At 66.8% G+C, this 15,261-nt stretch carries 13 protein-coding genes; 9 read left to right on the forward strand and 4 right to left on the reverse strand.

Annotation, left to right across the window (positions count from 1 at the left end; translation table 11 throughout):
- The first annotated feature begins 15 nt into the window (after positions 1–15).
- The 4 genes from hpaD to hpaI are packed head-to-tail and all read left to right on the forward strand — an operon-like array spanning position 16 to position 2,967.
- Positions 16–879 carry a 3,4-dihydroxyphenylacetate 2,3-dioxygenase gene (hpaD, locus tag EYW47_RS21675; protein ID WP_133196889.1) on the forward strand — a complete coding sequence of 288 codons (864 nt, stop codon included), beginning with the start codon at positions 16–18 and terminating at the stop codon, positions 877–879.
- A gap of 18 nt (positions 880–897) precedes the next feature.
- Positions 898–1,299: a 5-carboxymethyl-2-hydroxymuconate Delta-isomerase gene (locus EYW47_RS21680; protein WP_133196890.1), complete on the forward strand. Its 402-nt coding sequence runs from the start codon at positions 898–900 to the stop codon at positions 1,297–1,299.
- A gap of 45 nt (positions 1,300–1,344) precedes the next feature.
- A complete protein-coding gene (hpaH, locus tag EYW47_RS21685) occupies positions 1,345–2,148 on the forward strand; it encodes a 2-oxo-hept-4-ene-1,7-dioate hydratase (RefSeq protein WP_133196891.1) in 804 nt (267 codons plus the stop codon).
- 42 nt (positions 2,149–2,190) lie between these two features.
- Positions 2,191–2,967 carry a 4-hydroxy-2-oxoheptanedioate aldolase gene (gene hpaI, locus EYW47_RS21690; protein WP_133196892.1) on the forward strand — a complete coding sequence of 259 codons (777 nt, stop codon included), beginning with the start codon at positions 2,191–2,193 and terminating at the stop codon, positions 2,965–2,967.
- 76 nt (positions 2,968–3,043) lie between these two features.
- Here hpaI and EYW47_RS21695 read toward each other — a convergent pair whose 3' ends face one another.
- Positions 3,044–3,487: a MarR family winged helix-turn-helix transcriptional regulator gene (locus tag EYW47_RS21695; protein WP_133196893.1), complete on the reverse strand. Its 444-nt coding sequence runs from the start codon at positions 3,485–3,487 to the stop codon at positions 3,044–3,046.
- 198 nt (positions 3,488–3,685) lie between these two features.
- On the opposite strand from EYW47_RS21695, the gene EYW47_RS21700 reads away from it, so the two are divergent.
- Positions 3,686–4,456 carry a class II aldolase/adducin family protein gene (locus EYW47_RS21700; RefSeq protein WP_133196894.1) on the forward strand — a complete coding sequence of 257 codons (771 nt, stop codon included), beginning with the start codon at positions 3,686–3,688 and terminating at the stop codon, positions 4,454–4,456.
- A gap of 3 nt (positions 4,457–4,459) precedes the next feature.
- Positions 4,460–5,503: a 2-dehydropantoate 2-reductase gene (locus tag EYW47_RS21705; protein ID WP_133196895.1), complete on the forward strand. Its 1,044-nt coding sequence runs from the start codon at positions 4,460–4,462 to the stop codon at positions 5,501–5,503.
- 30 nt (positions 5,504–5,533) lie between these two features.
- Here the strand turns inward: EYW47_RS21705 and EYW47_RS21710 are convergent, their stop codons facing one another.
- A complete protein-coding gene (locus EYW47_RS21710) occupies positions 5,534–6,823 on the reverse strand; it encodes an MFS transporter (protein ID WP_133196896.1) in 1,290 nt (429 codons plus the stop codon).
- A gap of 464 nt (positions 6,824–7,287) precedes the next feature.
- Between EYW47_RS21710 and EYW47_RS21715 the strand changes: the two genes are divergently transcribed.
- The 3 genes from EYW47_RS21715 to EYW47_RS21725 all read left to right on the forward strand — a co-directional run bounded on the left by EYW47_RS21715 (position 7,288) and on the right by EYW47_RS21725 (position 12,474).
- Positions 7,288–8,454, forward strand: a complete 1,167-nt coding sequence (locus EYW47_RS21715) for an acyl-CoA dehydrogenase family protein (protein ID WP_133196897.1) — start codon at positions 7,288–7,290, stop codon at positions 8,452–8,454.
- Between the two features lie 35 nt (positions 8,455–8,489).
- Positions 8,490–9,317: an IclR family transcriptional regulator gene (locus EYW47_RS21720; protein WP_133196898.1), complete on the forward strand. Its 828-nt coding sequence runs from the start codon at positions 8,490–8,492 to the stop codon at positions 9,315–9,317.
- Positions 9,318–9,804: 487 nt separating this feature from the next.
- A complete protein-coding gene (locus EYW47_RS21725; RefSeq protein WP_240763838.1) occupies positions 9,805–12,474 on the forward strand; it encodes a mechanosensitive ion channel family protein in 2,670 nt (889 codons plus the stop codon).
- 367 nt (positions 12,475–12,841) lie between these two features.
- Here the strand turns inward: EYW47_RS21725 and EYW47_RS21730 are convergent, their stop codons facing one another.
- The gene (locus EYW47_RS21730; RefSeq protein ID WP_028218281.1) at positions 12,842–14,176 is read right to left on the reverse strand and encodes an ABC transporter ATP-binding protein; all 1,335 of its coding nucleotides are present in this window, start codon (positions 14,174–14,176) and stop codon (positions 12,842–12,844) included.
- 16 nt (positions 14,177–14,192) lie between these two features.
- On the reverse strand, positions 14,193–15,261 hold a 1,069-nt coding region (locus EYW47_RS21735; protein WP_133197007.1), incomplete at its 5' end, for an ABC transporter permease subunit.

Consider the following 15,261-nt stretch of genomic DNA (forward strand, 5'->3'; position numbering starts at 1 on the left):
CTGGAGGAGACCACAATGGGCAAACTCGCGCTGGCGGCCAAGATCACGCACGTGCCGTCGATGTACCTTTCCGAGCTCGACGGACCGCACAAGGGCTGCCGCCAGGCCGCCATCGACGGCCACGGCGAAATCGGCCGGCGCTGCCGCGAGCTGGGCGTGGACACGATCGTCGTGTTCGACGTGCACTGGCTCGTGAACAGCGAATATCACATCAACTGCGCACCGCATTTCGAAGGCAATTACACGAGCAACGAGCTGCCGCATTTCATCAAGAACATGCAGTACGCGTACCCGGGCAATCCCGCGCTGGGCCATCTGATTGCCGACGTCGCGAACGAAATGGGCGTCAAGAGCCGCGCGCACAGCGAGACCACGCTCGAGCTCGAATACGGCACGCTCGTGCCGATGCGCTATATGAACGCCGACCAGCACTTCAAAACGGTGTCCGTCGCGGGCTGGTGCATGTGGCACGACCTCGCCACGAGCGCGCGCTTCGGGCTCGCGGTGCGCAAGGCCATCGAAGAGCGCTACGACGGTACGGTCGCGATACTGGCGAGCGGCTCGCTCAGCCATCACTTCGCGAATAACGGCACGGCCGAGCAATTCATGCACAAGGTCTGGGACCCGTTCCTCGAAGAGACGGACCGTCACGTGGTCTCGCTCTGGGAGCGCGGCGACTGGAAGACCTTTTGCAGCATGCTGCCGCTCTACGCCGAAAAATGCTGGGGCGAAGGCGGCATGCACGACACGGCCATGCTGCTGGGCGCGCTCGGCTGGGACCGCTATGAAGGCCGCGCGGAAGTCGTCACGCCGTATTTCGGCAGCTCCGGCACCGGACAGATCAACGCGATCTTCCCTGTCACGCCGCTTCCCGCCTGAATCTCGAAGGAGCGCATCGTGCCGCATCTCACCCTCGAATACAGCGCCAATCTCGCCGATGAAGCGAGCATCGGCACGCTTTGCGCGACGCTCGCGCAGGTGCTCGACGCGCAGCGCGACGCGAGCGGCGCGCGCGTGTACCCACGCGGCGGCATCCGTACGCGCGCGCTGCGCTGCGAGCAGTACTTCGTCGCCAATGGCGACCCGCACAACGCCTTCCTGCACGGCTGCCTGAAGATCGGCGCGGGCCGCACGCCCGAAGTGCGCCGCGCCACCGGCGACGCGCTCTTCGAAGCCATCAAGCAGCATTTCGCCGAAGCGTTCGCCGCGCACGGGCTCGCGCTCTCGCTGGAGATCGTCGAGTTCAGCGAAGAAGGCGCGTGGAAGCACAACAACCTGCACGCCCGGCTCAAAACCTGAGCACCCGCGCGCGCATTGAGAACCTCGCAATCATCGGAAATCGACATGCTAGATCCGCAACTCATTCGCGAGCTGGCCGCCCAGCTCGACGAAGCCGAACGCACGCGCACGCCATTGCGCCACTTCTCGCGCGCGCATCCGTCGATGACGATCGACGACAGCTATGCGATCCAGCGCGAGTGGGTCAAGCTCAAGCTCGCGGCGGGCCACCAGATCAAGGGCCGCAAGATCGGCCTCACGTCGCGCGCGATGCAGCGCGCCTCGCAGATTGACGAGCCCGATTACGCTCCGCTGCTCGACAGCATGTTCATCGAAGCCGGCAGCGACATTCGCGCTGATCGCTTCATCGCGCCGCGCGTGGAAGTGGAGCTCGCCTTCGTGCTGAGCCGCCCGCTACAAGGCCCCAACGTCACGCTGTTCGACGTGCTGGACGCGACCGCCTGGGTCACGCCAGCGATCGAGATCATCGACGCGCGCATCGAGCAGTTCGACCGCGAAACGAAGGCGCCGCGCAAGGTGTTCGACACGATCTCGGACTTTGCGGCGAACGCGGGCGTGGTGCTGGGCGGCCGCCCCGTGAAGCCGCTCGACGTCGACTTGCGCTGGGTGGGCGCGCTGCTCTACAAGAACGGCGCGGTCGAGGAAAGCGGGCTCGCCGCCGCCGTGCTCAATCATCCGGCCACGGGCGTGGCCTGGCTCGCGAACAAGATCGCGCGCCACGACGAGCGCCTCGAAGCCGGCGACGTGATTCTGAGCGGCTCGTTCACGGTGCCCATTCCCGCGCGCGCCGGCGATACGTTCCACGCCGACTACGGCCCGCTAGGTGGCATCGGCTTCAATTTCGTCTGACTGTAGCGTCTTGCCCTTCGCGCAGCATCAGTAAGGATTCCCATGCAAACACTCGATAATCCGTTCAAGCGCGCACTCTCGCAAGGGCGTCCTCAAATCGGCCTGTGGGCCGCGCTCGCCGACTCGTATGTCACCGAGCTGCTCGCGAGCACGGGCTTCGACTGGCTGCTGATCGACGGCGAGCACGCGCCCAACGACCTGCGCAGCACACTCGCGCAATTGCAGGCGGTGGCCCCGTATCCCACGCACCCGATCGTGCGGCCGGTGCGCAATGACGCCGCCATCATCAAGCAGTTGCTCGACATCGGCACGCAAACGCTGCTCGTGCCCATGATCGAAAACGCCGACGACGCGCGCGCCGCCGTCGCCGCCACGCGCTATCCGCCGCTAGGCATTCGCGGCGTGGGCAGCGCGCTCGCGCGCGCGTCGCGCTGGAACGGCGCCCCCGATTATCTGCATCGCGCCGCGGATGGGCTCTGCATGCTGGTGCAGGTGGAGACGGCCAATGCGCTTGCACAGCTCGACGACATCGCCGCTGTGGATGGCGTGGATGGCGTGTTCTTCGGCCCGGCGGACCTGAGCGCTTCGATGGGCCTGCTCGGGCAGCCCGGCGCCCCGGCGGTGCGCGAGGCGATCGTGGCCGGCATCCGCGCCGTGCGCGCGCATGGCAAGGCTGCTGGCGTGCTGGCCGCCGACCGCGCGATCGCTCACGAATATTTGCAGGCCGGGGCGACCTTCGTTGCAGTAGGCAGCGACGTAGCGCTGCTTGCGCGCGGCGCGAACGAACTGGCCTCGGCGTTCCGCCAGTCGGCCGCCTGACCCCACCTCAGCGGGCGCCGCGCCTGGGCGCCCTGCCCTCATTGGTCCCTCGCCCGCCCCTTCCTTCACCCGCCCCTTAGTCCGGCTCGCCGCCCTGCGCCACGAGTTTCGCCAGCGCGCTCTGCAATGCCTCGCGTTCCTGCTCGCTCAACACCGCGAGAATGGCTTCGTTGCCCGACTTTGAAATGGCCGAAGCGCGCCGGTAAGTATTGCGCCCCTGCGCGGTAAGCTTGACGAGCACGCCGCGCGCGTCCGCCGTGTTCGAGGCCTTTTCCAGCAGCCCTTTGCGCTCCAGCACATCGGTCGCGCGGCTCGCCTGGCTGCGGTCGAGATTCGACACGCGCCCGAGATCCGACACCGAAATCGGCCCGAACGCCCCAACGCTCAGCAGAATGCGCGCCTCCGTGAGCGTGAGCGCCAGCGCCGCTGAAAACGCCTCGTTCATGGTGCGGTCCGTCTGCTTCTTTAGCACGTGCAGCCGGTAAGTGAACAGCTCTTCAATCTGGTTCTTGCCCGTCATCTCTCGTCTCGCGCGGCCTCGCCAAATGGCACAAACGACGCTAGCATACCATTTACGGAACCCTTTAATTCAAGGGCTTTCGAGGATAATTTGATGCTTGCACACGCATTTATTTGCGCGTAGCATCGGTTTATCTGCCAGTCATCCTGGACAGCTCGCCTGCCGCGTGAGCGCGGCACCCAGAACGGAGACGCCCCCATGAGCGCAACACCCGAAGCCGCTCGCCCAAGCTGGTGCGAGCCGCAGGAATGGGCCGCACGCGTGAAGCTCGCGGCCACCTATCGCGTATTTCACCTGCTGGGCTGGACCGAATTGATCTTCAATCACATTACGCTGCGCGTGCCCGGTCCCGAGAAGCATTTCCTGATCAACCCGTTCGGCCTCGCGTATGACGAAATCAAGGCATCGAACCTCGTGAAGGTCGATCTGGACGGCAACATCCTGAGCCCCAGCGACTATCCGATCAATCCAGCGGGCTTCGTGATCCACAGCGCGATTCACGCCCACGTGGAAGACGCGCATTGCGTGATGCATACGCACACCACGGCGGGCGTCGCCGTTGCGTGCATGGAAGGCGGCCTCGCGTACACGAACTTCTATTCGGCGCAACTGCACGACATGGTCGCCTACCACGACTTCGAAGGCATCACCGTGCACGACGACGAGCAGCCGCGCCTGCTGAAATCGATGGGCGAGAAGCGCCTGCTCATTCTGCGCAATCATGGACTGCTCGCGCACGGCACGAGCCTCGCGCACGCATTCGTGCTGCTCTGGACGCTGAACCGCGCCTGCGAGATCCAGTGCGTCACCGACTCGATGCACGGCCAGCCCATTCCCATCGATCCGGCCGTCACCGCACGCTCCACGCGCGACGCCCTGCAATTCTCGCCCGCGCATGGCGCCGGCGAGAACGTGCTGGCCGCGCTGATCCGGCGCGTCGAGCGCATCGACCCCTCATACAAGGAGTAAGCCGTGAATTCCTCGCAGCGCAGTATCACGGTGGTGGGCGCCGGCGCGATCGGCGGTCTCATTGCGGCGCGGTTCGCGCGCGCGGACAACGGCGCGAGCGTCAACGTGCTCGCGCGCGGCGCGCATCTCGAAGCCATCCGCCGCGACGGCCTCACGATCGTCGAAGGCCCCGAGCACGACATGCGCTACACGACGCGCGTGAACGCCACCGACAACGCCGCCGCACTCGGCGCGCAAGACATCGTGTTCGTCTGCCTCAAGGGCCAGGCACTCGTGCAGGCCGCAGCATCGCTTGCGCCGCTCGTCGGGCCGCACACGCATATCGTCTCGGCGATGAACGGCGTGCCGTGGTGGTTCCTCGCCGATTTCGGCGGCGCGCAAGCCGGTGGCGACGATCGGCGCCTCGAGTCCGTCGATCCGGGCGGCGCGGTTTCGGCGGCGTTGCCGCCCGCGCAGGCATCGGGCTGCGTCGTGCATCTCTCTTCGTCGATTGCGGCGCCCGGTGTGATCCGCAAGGGCAAAGGCAACCTGCTCATCGTCGGCGCCGCCTCGCAGCGCACGGCGGCGCGCGCCAAGGAAGCGTGCGCGCTGCTCGCGCAGGCCGGCTTCGAGGTGCAGGCCACCGGGCAAATTCAGCATGAAATATGGGCCAAGCTCTGGGGCAACATGACGATGAACCCCATCAGCGCGCTCACGCGTTCAACTGCCGACGTGATCCTCGACGACCCGCTCACGGCGGGCCTCGTCAAGGCCATCATGGCGGAGGCGCGCACGATCGGCGAAGCGCTCGGCATCGGCCTCGCGATGACCATCGAAGAGCGCAACGCCATCACCCGCAAGCTGGGCGCGTTCAAGACCTCGATGCTGCAGGACGTGGAAGCGGGCCGCACACTCGAAGTGGAAGCACTGCTGGGCGCGCCCTACGAGCTCGCGCAACGCACGGGCGTGGCCGCGCCTTCGCTCGGCATGCTCTACGGGCTCGCGCGCCAGCTCGATGCGAATCTCGAGGCGGCGCGACGCGCCGGGGCGCCAGACCCCGCGCGCTGAGCGCCTGAGCACCCGAGCCGCAAGCCGCCCTCAGTCCTCCAGCGGCTTGCCGGTCAAATCGCGGATGAACGGCAGCGCGAGGCACGACAGCGCCGCACAAACCATCACGTACCACGCGGGCGCATGCAGGTCGCCAGTGACCTTGATGAGCCAGGTGGCGATGGCTTGCGCGAACCCGCCGAAGATCGCCACGCCCACGCTATAGACAATGGCCATGCCCGTCGCCCGAACGGCGCGCGGGAACATCTCGGGCAGCATCGTGATGGCTGGCGCGGCTTGCAGAGCGAGCAGCACGCTCAGGCCGCCAACGGTAATCAGCAGGCGCGCGGCGTCAGGGCCGCTCGATAGCCACTGGAACGCCGGCCAGATCAGCAGCACTACGGCCACGCGCGGCCAGAACACCAGAGCGCGCCGGCTGATGCGGTCGGAGAGCAAGCCCGCCAGAGGCCCCACCACGAACGTCACCACACCGGACACGAGGCCCGCCAGCAGTGCCGTGGGCGCGGGCACCTTGAGTTCGTGGATCGCGTAGGTGGGCATGTAGAACGTGACGACGTAAGCGATCACCGTCGAGCCCATCGTGAGCAGCGTGCCCAGCAGCGCACGGCGCCAATGGTCGCGCAGCACCGCGAGCACGGGCATGCGCACGGGGCGCGCATCGGTGCTCGATTGTTCCTCGAGACGGCGGCGGATCCACATGCCGATCGGCGCAATCGCCACGCCCATCAGAAACGGCACGCGCCAGCCCCACGCGAGCAGGCTCTCGGGATGAAGAAAATTCGTCAGGATTCCTGCCATCAACGCGCCGAGCGAAACGCCGATGCCCTGGCTCGCGAACTGGCAGCTGCCGAGCAGCCCGCGATTGGCCGGCGTGCCCGCCTCGATCAGGAGCGTGGTGGAAGCGCCCACCTCCCCGCCCGCCGAGAAGCCCTGCAACAGCCGCGCTAACACGATGATGACGGGCGCCGCCACGCCGATCTGCGCGTAGGTGGGCGCGAGGCCGATCAGTGCGCAGCCCAGCGCCATCATGAAGATGGTGAGCGTCATGGCGGGCTTGCGGCCCGCACGGTCCGCGTAGGCGCCGATCACCAGCCCGCCGAGCGGACGCATCACGAAGCCCACGCCAAAGGTCGCCACCGAGGCGAGCAGTTGCCCATAGCTCGACATGGTGGGAAAGAACAGCTTGCCGATCGTCAGCGCAAAGAAGCTGTAGACCGTGAAGTCGAAGAACTCGAGCGCATTGCCGATGGTGGCCGCGAAGATCAACTGCTTGCGGCTCAGCTTGCCCTTGCTCACTGCGGTCATGCTGACGCTGTTCATGGGCAGTCTCCGGTGGCCGCTGCGCGGCCTGGTTGAAGTTTCGTGCAACGGTAGCACCGGGGGTGCGTCACGCGCCACTGATCAAAACCCGGCCCGGGCCGTGCGGGAGGGCCAAACGCGAGAGGAGCGTCATGGGTCGTATGGAAGCGGGCTTCTTGACTCAATAATTCTCATGTGTGAATATAAATTCACGCCCAAGAATTTTTAGAATCGCCATGGTGGCGCCGTGCGCCGGGCTGTCAGCCCGTCGGCTGCGCGTCTGACAGATCGTCGTCAGCGGCAAAGCCGCCTCGCGGTGGGCCGGTGCGATTGGCTGTTAGTTGCAATACTGCCAGCTTAAAGAGAACCCTTTCCGGCAAGCGCCTGCGCGTCTCTCCCATCAACGCCGCGTTATTGGCAATCCGTATCATGTAGCCGCGCCTCCGGCGGCTACGGCCTGGCTCTGCCCCACGAGGAACCCCGCGATGCAATTCAATCTGACTGAAGACCAGCAAGCGATCGTCGCCGCCGTCGAGAAGATTTGCGCGCGCTTCGACGACGCCTACTGGCTCGAACGCGACCGCGAAGGCGGTTTCCCGCACGAACTGCATCGCACGCTGGCCGATGCCGGCTGGCTCGGCATCGCCATGTCGCCGGAGTACGGCGGCGCGGGGCTCGGCATGATGGAAGCCGCGCTCATGATGCGTACGATCAGCGGCTCGGGTGCGGGGCTCTCGGGTGCATCGGCCGTACATATGAACATCTTCGGCTTGAACCCGGTGCAGGTGTTCGGCTCCGAAGCGCAGAAACGGCGCTTCCTGCCGCCGCTCATCGCGGGCCGCGACAAGGCCTGCTTCGCCGTCACGGAGCCCGACGCCGGCCTCGACACCACGCATCTGAAGACGCAGGCCGTGCGCGAAGGCGAGCACTACGTGCTCTCGGGCCGCAAGATCTGGATCTCGACGGCGCAGGTCGCCAACAAGATGCTGATCATCGCGCGCACCACGCCGCTCGATCGCGTGCAAAAGCCCACCGACGGCCTGAGCCTGTTCTACACGGACCTCGACCGCACGCGCGTGGAAGTGCGCGAGATCGAGAAGATGGGCCGCAAAGCCGTCGACTCGAACATGCTCTTCATCGACAACCTGCGCGTGCCGGTGGAAGAGCGCATTGGCGAGGAAGGCAAGGGCTTTCACTACCTGCTGCACGGCCTCAACCCGGAGCGCATCCTGATCGCGGCGGAAGCGGTCGGTCTCGGCCATGCGGCGCTTGCGCGCGCAACGAACTATGCGAAAGAACGCGTGGTGTTCGGGCGGCCGATCGGGCAGAACCAGGCCATCCAGCATCCGCTCGCGCAGGCCTGGATGGCGCTCGAAGCCGCGAATCTCATGGTAATGAAGGCGGCTACGCTGTACGACGCGGGCGAGCCCTGCGGCGCCGAGGCCAACGCCGCGAAGTACCTTGCCGCCGAAGCCGCGTTCCAGTCGTGCCAGACCGCCATCGCCACGCTCGGCGGCATGGGCTACGCAAAGGAGTATCACGTCGAGCGCTATTTGCGCGAGTCGATGATTCCGAGGCTCGCGCCGGTCAGCCCGCAACTGATCCTCTGCTTCATCGCGGAGAAGGTGCTCGGCCTGCCGAAATCGTATTGAACCGCCAGGCGCCACGCCGTTTTTAAAGACCCAATATGGACGTCAAACTCGTTGCCCGCACGCTCGACGTGTTCGAGCTATTCGCCGCCGAACAGCGGCCCCTGCCGCTCGTCGAAATGGCGCGGCTCCTGGACGTGCCCGCGTCGAGCTGCCTCGCGCTCACGCGCACGCTCGTGAGCCGCGGCTATCTCTACGAAGTGCGCAAGCGCGGCGGCTACTATCCGACGCGACGCCTGCAATCGCTCGCGCAGGCCATCGACGCTGTGGACCCCGTCGTGGAAATGCTGCATCCGCGCCTTGTCGAGTTGCGCGACGTCAGCGGCGAAACCGTCGTGCTCGGCAAGATTCATGGCACGGCGGTGGTGTATCTCGATGTCGTCGAATCGGCGAAGGCCGTGCGCTATGCGAGCGAGCCTGGCGCGCAGCGGCCATTGCATGCGAACTCCATCGGCAAGGCGATATTCGGCGAGCTTGCGCCCGAGGCCCAGGCCGCGCTCGGCGCGAAGCTCGCGTTCGAGCGCTACACCGATGCCACCGCGACGAGCCTGAAAGCGCTCGTGGAGCAGGCCGCCGCCGCGAAGGCGCGCGGCTGGTGCGCGAATCTCGGCGAGAGCGCGCCCGAGTTGTCCGCGGTGGCGGTCGCGCTCGACTTCGGCGGGGCGCCCTCCGGCGGCGCGCCCTCTGGCAGCGCGCCCTCTGGCGGCGCGCCCTCTGGCGGCGCACCCTCTGGCGGCGATCTCTACGGGCTCTCGATAGGCGGCCCGACCGAACGCATCCGCCAGCATCTCGAGGCGCACGCTCAAACGCTGCTCGAAGCGAAGACGCGCATCCTCGCGCATTGGCGGGAAAACGACATCCATTGAACGCGCCGGGCACGTGGAGGGCAGATTTTGCAGAAGCGCGGGACACACATTTTTTGATCGTGGTAAAGCCGCTGCCCACTGCGCGTTGCGGCCTCGACGACAAAACGCCGTTGCGCAGCGCATACTCTGAGCCTTCACGCTGCGCGAAACATTGCGAATTCGGGGCACGAAACTTGCGCCTTCGCATCGAACATCCATCCGGACAGGATGACGACGCGAGTCAGCCCCCGCGCACGTTGCCGCACCTTTCGTGTTTCGAGCACGAAAACCGCTTGCGTCCCCGCTTTCGCCTTGTTCGGCCGCCCTGCAAGTCATCAGGATTCGATCTCGCTTTCTTCCCATGCTAAGGATGCATCTTTCTTTCTGCTTACGATCGCGTGTCACGCCGCGTGTGAACACGCTGATAGCCGCCTTCGCGTGCGCATTTTTACTTGCCATGCTCGGCGTCACGCCGTGCCGCGCGGCAGCGCCGGCCGCCGCGTCCGCGGTGAACCCCGCAGCCCCCGTCGTGCTGACGCCCGCGCAGGCGCATTCGGCGCTCCAGGTGCTCGACGACCCGGTCCAGCGCGAGCACGTCGAGGACACGTTGCGAGCGATCGCAGCAGCGGGCGCACTCGCCACGCCGGCCTCGGCCAGCACGGGCGCCAGCGCGCCCGCCGCGGCATCGGCGGCGAGCAGCGCAGCGGCATCCGCGCCGCTCGCCAACGCGCTGCGCTCGAACGGCCTCGTGCTGCAAATCGCCAACGGCGCCGCACATGGCGCGCAGATCGTCGGCCAAAAGCTCCTGCGCGCGCGCGGGGCGCTCTTCAACGTGACCTCGGCACGCGACTGGTGGGGCGTGCGCCTCGGCACACCCGCAGGCCATGCGATGCTGGTCTCGCTCTTGCGCGTGCTGCTGCTCACGCTCGTGCCCGCGCTCGCGGTCGATGCGCTCCTGCGCCGTGCCATTGCGAAGCCGCGTCGCACGCTTGCCGAGCATGCGGCGTCCACGCAGGACGCTGCCGACAAAAACGACCCCGCGGTGGCGTCGAGCCCCACGGGCACGCCGAACCCGCTGGCATCGTCGCCGCAATCGGCCGAAGCAACGGACGCGGGGCAAACCCAAGCCGACAAGCAGGCCTTGCGCGCCGCCGCGGGCATGGTGCCCGCCGCCGGTGACGCCGCCGCGGACGCCAGCGTCGATGAGCACGCCAGCGCCAAAGCGAGTGTCCTCGCCGCCGCGGCTGCAGCCGACGACTCCTACAAAAAGCGCGCTGCCGCGCTCGCGCGCGAAGCCCGTCACCGCATTCGCGGCGCGCACCACTGGCGCCTGCTCAAGCGCCTGCCCTGGGCGCTCCTCGTCGTCCTGCTCGAACTCGTGCCGGTGATCGCGTTCGGGCTGGTCGCTGCCGGGCTGCTCTCGCTCTTCGGTCCCGAAGACGCCGCGCCCGCCGCCGCCGTCGGTCACATCGTCGATACGTGGGTGATCTGCCGCGTCATCATGGCCATCGGCACCATGCTCTTCGCGCCCGATTCCGATGCCCTGCGGCTCATGCCGCTGTCCAGCACGTGGGCCGCATTCGCGCAGCGCTGGCTCCTGCGCATCGTCGTCATTGGCGGCGTGGGCGGCGCGCTTGGCGGCGCGGTGCCGCTCGGCATGACCGAGGACGCGCACCTCGCACTCCTGAAGCTGGTCATCCTGTTCGCCCACATCGCGCTCGCGGTGGCGATCCTGCAGTGCCGTCCGAACGTGGCCGAGGCGATCCGAAACTGGGCGGCCGGGCGCGGCTCGTTCGCCTATCTCGCGCATTGGTTCTCCGATATCTGGGCCGCCGCGGCCGTCTTCGTCGTCATGGCGCTGTGGTTCGTCTGGGCGCTCGACCTGCGCGGCGGCTACCAGGAGCTCGTGCGCGCAGGCGGCGTCTCGCTCGCCGTGCTGCTCGCCGGGCGCATGGTGGCGATCGTCGCGCTCGGAGCGCTCGGCCGTCTGTTCGATCCGAACGGCAACGGCGAGAACATGACGATCGCGCAGCGCCGCGCGTATCGCTATTACCCGGCGCTGCGGCGCATCGTGACCGCGGCGATATGGATCGCCACGCTCGACATCCTGCTGCAGGTGTGGGGCCTGCATCCGGGGCGTCTCATCGCGAACGCGCCCATTGGGCATCTGATCGGCTCCGCGCTGCTGACAATCGTCATCGCCGTCGCCGTGGCCGTCGTGATCTGGGAGGCGGCGAACGGCGCCGCCGAACGACGCCTGAACGCCTGGACCGATGCGGGCGACTTCGTGCGCGCCGCGCGCCTGCGCACGCTGCTGCCGATGTTCCGCACCACGCTGTTCGTCGCGATCCTCGTGGTGGTCGGCCTCACGGCGCTCTCGCAACTCGGCGTGAACACCGCGCCGCTCATCGCGGGCGCAAGCATCTTCGGCGTGGCGCTCGGCTTCGGTTCGCAAAAGCTCGTGCAGGACTTCATCACCGGCATCTTCCTGCTCACCGAAAACGCCTTGCAGGTGGGCGACTGGGTCACGGTCGCGGGGGTCTCGGGCACGGTCGAGTTCCTCTCGATCCGCACGGTGCGCCTGCGCGGCGGCGACGGCTCGCTCTACACCGTGCCGTTCAGCTCGGTGACGACGGTGAACAACACGAACCGCGGCATTGGCAACGCGGCGGTCAAGGTGCTGATCGCGCACGGCGCCGATCTACAGCGCGCCATCGACACGCTCAAGGAAATCGGCGCGGAGATCCGCAGTGACGAGGCCTACAAGAAGGGCATCCTCAGCGACTTCGCGTACTGGGGCGTGGATCAGGTGGACGGCGCGAGCGTGACGCTCGTGGGCCAGATGCAGTGCAAGGACTCGGCGCGCTGGGGCGTGCAGCGCGAGTTCAACCGGCGCGTGCTGGCGCGCTTCACGGAGCGCGGCATCGAGCTCGCCAATCCGCAGCGCAGCTTCCTGATCGGCCCCGGGCATGAGGGCGATGTCGAAGGACACCTGTATGGCGAGCGCGAAAGCGGCTCGAGCGATGACGACGACGATCGCGACACGGCGCGCGCACGCGATGAAGCGCGCGGCGGCGCGAAGGGCACGCAAGGCGACGGCAGCAACGTCAAGCCGCGCAACGGCAAGGGTAGCGGCTCGGGCGACACGCAGGGCGCGGCGCGCGGCAAGCCGAATTGATGCGGTAGCTAATGCCGTGGCCGGTGCCGTAGCCATAGCCATAGCCGGTGCCGTGGCCGGTGCCAATGCCGTTGGCCGGTGCGCGGCTCGCGCGCGCTGGCCTCACCTTCGCTTCGCGCGAGCACTCCCGAAAATACTCACCTCAAACGACGCAGCGCGGTTGCCGCGCGTGCGGCGCGCGGCGGACTTTGCAGTCCAATCAATGACCTACGTGCAGCGCGAGGCGTCGATGCGAGCGCGATTGCGCTAGTCCCGAAGAAGCTCACCTTTGCGCACGCACGTCGCTACGCAAGCACGACATGCAAAATAAAACCGGGGCGCAAGGCCCCGGTCCGATATCGCTGCATATGGCTACATCAAGCGAGCATCAAGCCTCGACGTCTTCGAGGCTGAAGATCTCCGACTGGTCGTTGTACGAAAAGATCTCGCCATAACGGCCCCAGTCGATCACGGTGTCGAGCGTCTCTTCCGCCGCTACGTCGGACAGAAAATCCTCGAGCTCCTGCTCGAAGCGCACGCGCGGGGCGCGATGGCCCGGACGCTCGTTGAGCACCTTCTTGATGCGCGCGGCAAGCGGCACATTGCGCAGCAGATGGTCGGCGAACATCAGCTTGCGCGCCTGCGTGCCCATCTCCGCAAACACGCGCGCGGGCGGCGTGAGCAGCAGATCGCCTTCGCGCACGTCGGCAAAGCCCAATTGCTGCAGCACTTCGGCGATCGGGAACAGATCGTCCACTTCGAGATGCAGCGAGCGTGCGATTTCCGGCATGTCGGCGCGGCCGTGATAGGGCGCGGCCGCCAGCGTCTCGATCAAGCCCGCCATCAGGTTCGTGGAGACGTCGGGCAAACGGCTGCCCACTTCGAGGCGCCGTTGCGAGGCTTCGGCCGCTTCGCGCGCGGTCATCTTCGCGTAGATGTCGTCGACGAGCTTGCGGAACGCCGGGTCCAGGCGATTGCGCGGATGCTTGAACGGCACCTTGATCTCCGCCACCACGCGCCCCGGATTCGACGAGAGCACGAGAATGCGGTCGCACATGAACACCGCTTCCTCGATGTTGTGCGTGACGATCAGCATCGACTTGATCGGCATGCGGCCTTGCGTCCACAGGTCGAGCAAATCGGTGCGCAGTGTTTCGGCGGTCAGCACGTCGAGCGCCGAGAACGGCTCGTCCATCAACAGCAGCGCCGGGTCCACCACCAGCGCGCGCGCAAAACCCACGCGCTGGCGCATGCCGCCCGAGAGCTCGCGCGGGTAAGCGTTCTCGAAGCCGTCCAGACCGATCAGGTCGATGGCGGCCAGCGCCCGTTCGCGGCGCTCGCGCGCGCCCACGCCCTGCGCTTCGAGGCCGGCCTCCACGTTCTGCAGCACCGTGAGCCACGGGAACAGCGCGAAGGTCTGGAACACCATCGAGACGCCTTCGGCGGGCCCCTCGAGCGGCTTGCCGAGCCAGTTCACCTCGCCCGAGGTGGCCTCGATCAGGCCGGAGATGATGCGCAAAAGCGTGGACTTGCCCGAGCCCGAACGGCCGAGCAGCCCGACGATCTCGCCTTCGCGCAGCGAGAGATTGACGTCGTCGAGCACGAGACGCTCGTCGTCCTTCTTCGCGAAGCCACGCGAAACGTTCTTGACCGCGAGCACTTCCTTGCCCGGCACGGGACGCACCGACAGCAGGTCGGCTGAGACGGTTTGGGGATTCAGCATGTTGGTCTACTCCATCTCAATCGAGCCGCAGCCGGGACTCGGCGTACGTGTACATCGGACGCCAGAGCACGCGGTTGAACAGCGTGACGAACAGGGACATCATCGCGATGCCCAAAATGATCTTCGGGAAGTCGCCGGCGGCGGTCGTCTGCGCGATATAGGCGCCGAGGCCGTGCGCCTGGATTTTCGTGTCGCCCCACTGCACGAACTCGGACACGATGCTCGCGTTCCACGCGCCGCCCGAGGCGGTAATCGCACCCGTGATGTAGTACGGGAAGATGCCCGGCAGCATCGCCTGACGCCACCACTGCCAGCCGCGGATGCGGAAGTTCTTCGCCGCTTCCTTGTAATCGTTCGGATAGGCGGTGGCGCCCGCGATCACGTTGAAGAGGATGTACCACTGCGTGCCGAGCACGATCAGCGGCGAGAGCCAGATGTCCGGGTTCAGGTGGAAGCGCACGATGACGATCACGAACACCGGGAACAGCAGGTTCGCCGGGAACGCCGCGAGGAACTGCGCAAGCGGCTGGACTTTCTCGGCGAGCGCCGGGCGCAGGCCGATCAGCACGCCGAGCGGCACCCAGATCAGCGAGGAAATCGCGATGAGCACCGCCACGCGCAACAGCGTGATGAGCCCGAGCACGAACACGTGCCAGACTTCGTCGAGCGTCACACCGGTGCTCACGAAGGCGACCACGCGCCAGACCACGTACACCGTGAGCGCGATCACGAAAATGGCCCAGAGGAAGTCGCCCGCGCGCGAGCGTTTGGTGAGCGCGGCGCTCGCCGCGGGCATGGCCTTCGGCAGTCGCACGCGAATCGGCACGCGCGCGAGCGTCGCGAGCATGAAGCCCATCGGCACGAGCAGACGGTGAATCAGGCGCGTGCGGCGGACCAGGTCGAGCAGCCACGACTCGGGCGCGTCGCCCGACGACGTGGTCTCCATGCGGAACTTGTCGGCCCAGGCCACGAGCGGGCGGAACAGCAACTGGTCGTAGGCCAGAATCACCACCGTCATCGCCAGGATGACCCAGCCCACCGCGTGCAGGTTCTTTTCCGTAATCGCCTGCGCCAGATACGCGCCG

The sequence above is a fragment of the Paraburkholderia silviterrae genome (assembly GCF_004353915.1).
Lineage (GTDB): Bacteria > Pseudomonadota > Gammaproteobacteria > Burkholderiales > Burkholderiaceae > Paraburkholderia > Paraburkholderia silviterrae.

Bases quoted from the DNA above. Each gene is read 5' to 3' on its own strand.
- hpaD (WP_133196889.1), top strand. From the start codon at position 16: ATGGGCAAACTCGCGCTGGCGGCCAAGATCACGCACGTGCCGTCGATG.
- hpaH (WP_133196891.1), top strand. From the start codon at position 1,345: ATGCTAGATCCGCAACTCATTCGCGAGCTGGCCGCCCAGCTCGACGAA.
- EYW47_RS21720 (WP_133196898.1), top strand. From the start codon at position 8,490: ATGGACGTCAAACTCGTTGCCCGCACGCTCGACGTGTTCGAGCTATTC.
- EYW47_RS21700 (WP_133196894.1), top strand. From the start codon at position 3,686: ATGAGCGCAACACCCGAAGCCGCTCGCCCAAGCTGGTGCGAGCCGCAG.
- hpaI (WP_133196892.1), top strand. From the start codon at position 2,191: ATGCAAACACTCGATAATCCGTTCAAGCGCGCACTCTCGCAAGGGCGT.
- EYW47_RS21695 (WP_133196893.1), bottom strand. From the start codon at position 3,487: ATGACGGGCAAGAACCAGATTGAAGAGCTGTTCACTTACCGGCTGCAC.
- EYW47_RS21710 (WP_133196896.1), bottom strand. From the start codon at position 6,823: ATGAACAGCGTCAGCATGACCGCAGTGAGCAAGGGCAAGCTGAGCCGC.
- EYW47_RS21715 (WP_133196897.1), top strand. From the start codon at position 7,288: ATGCAATTCAATCTGACTGAAGACCAGCAAGCGATCGTCGCCGCCGTC.
- EYW47_RS21730 (WP_028218281.1), bottom strand. From the start codon at position 14,176: ATGCTGAATCCCCAAACCGTCTCAGCCGACCTGCTGTCGGTGCGTCCC.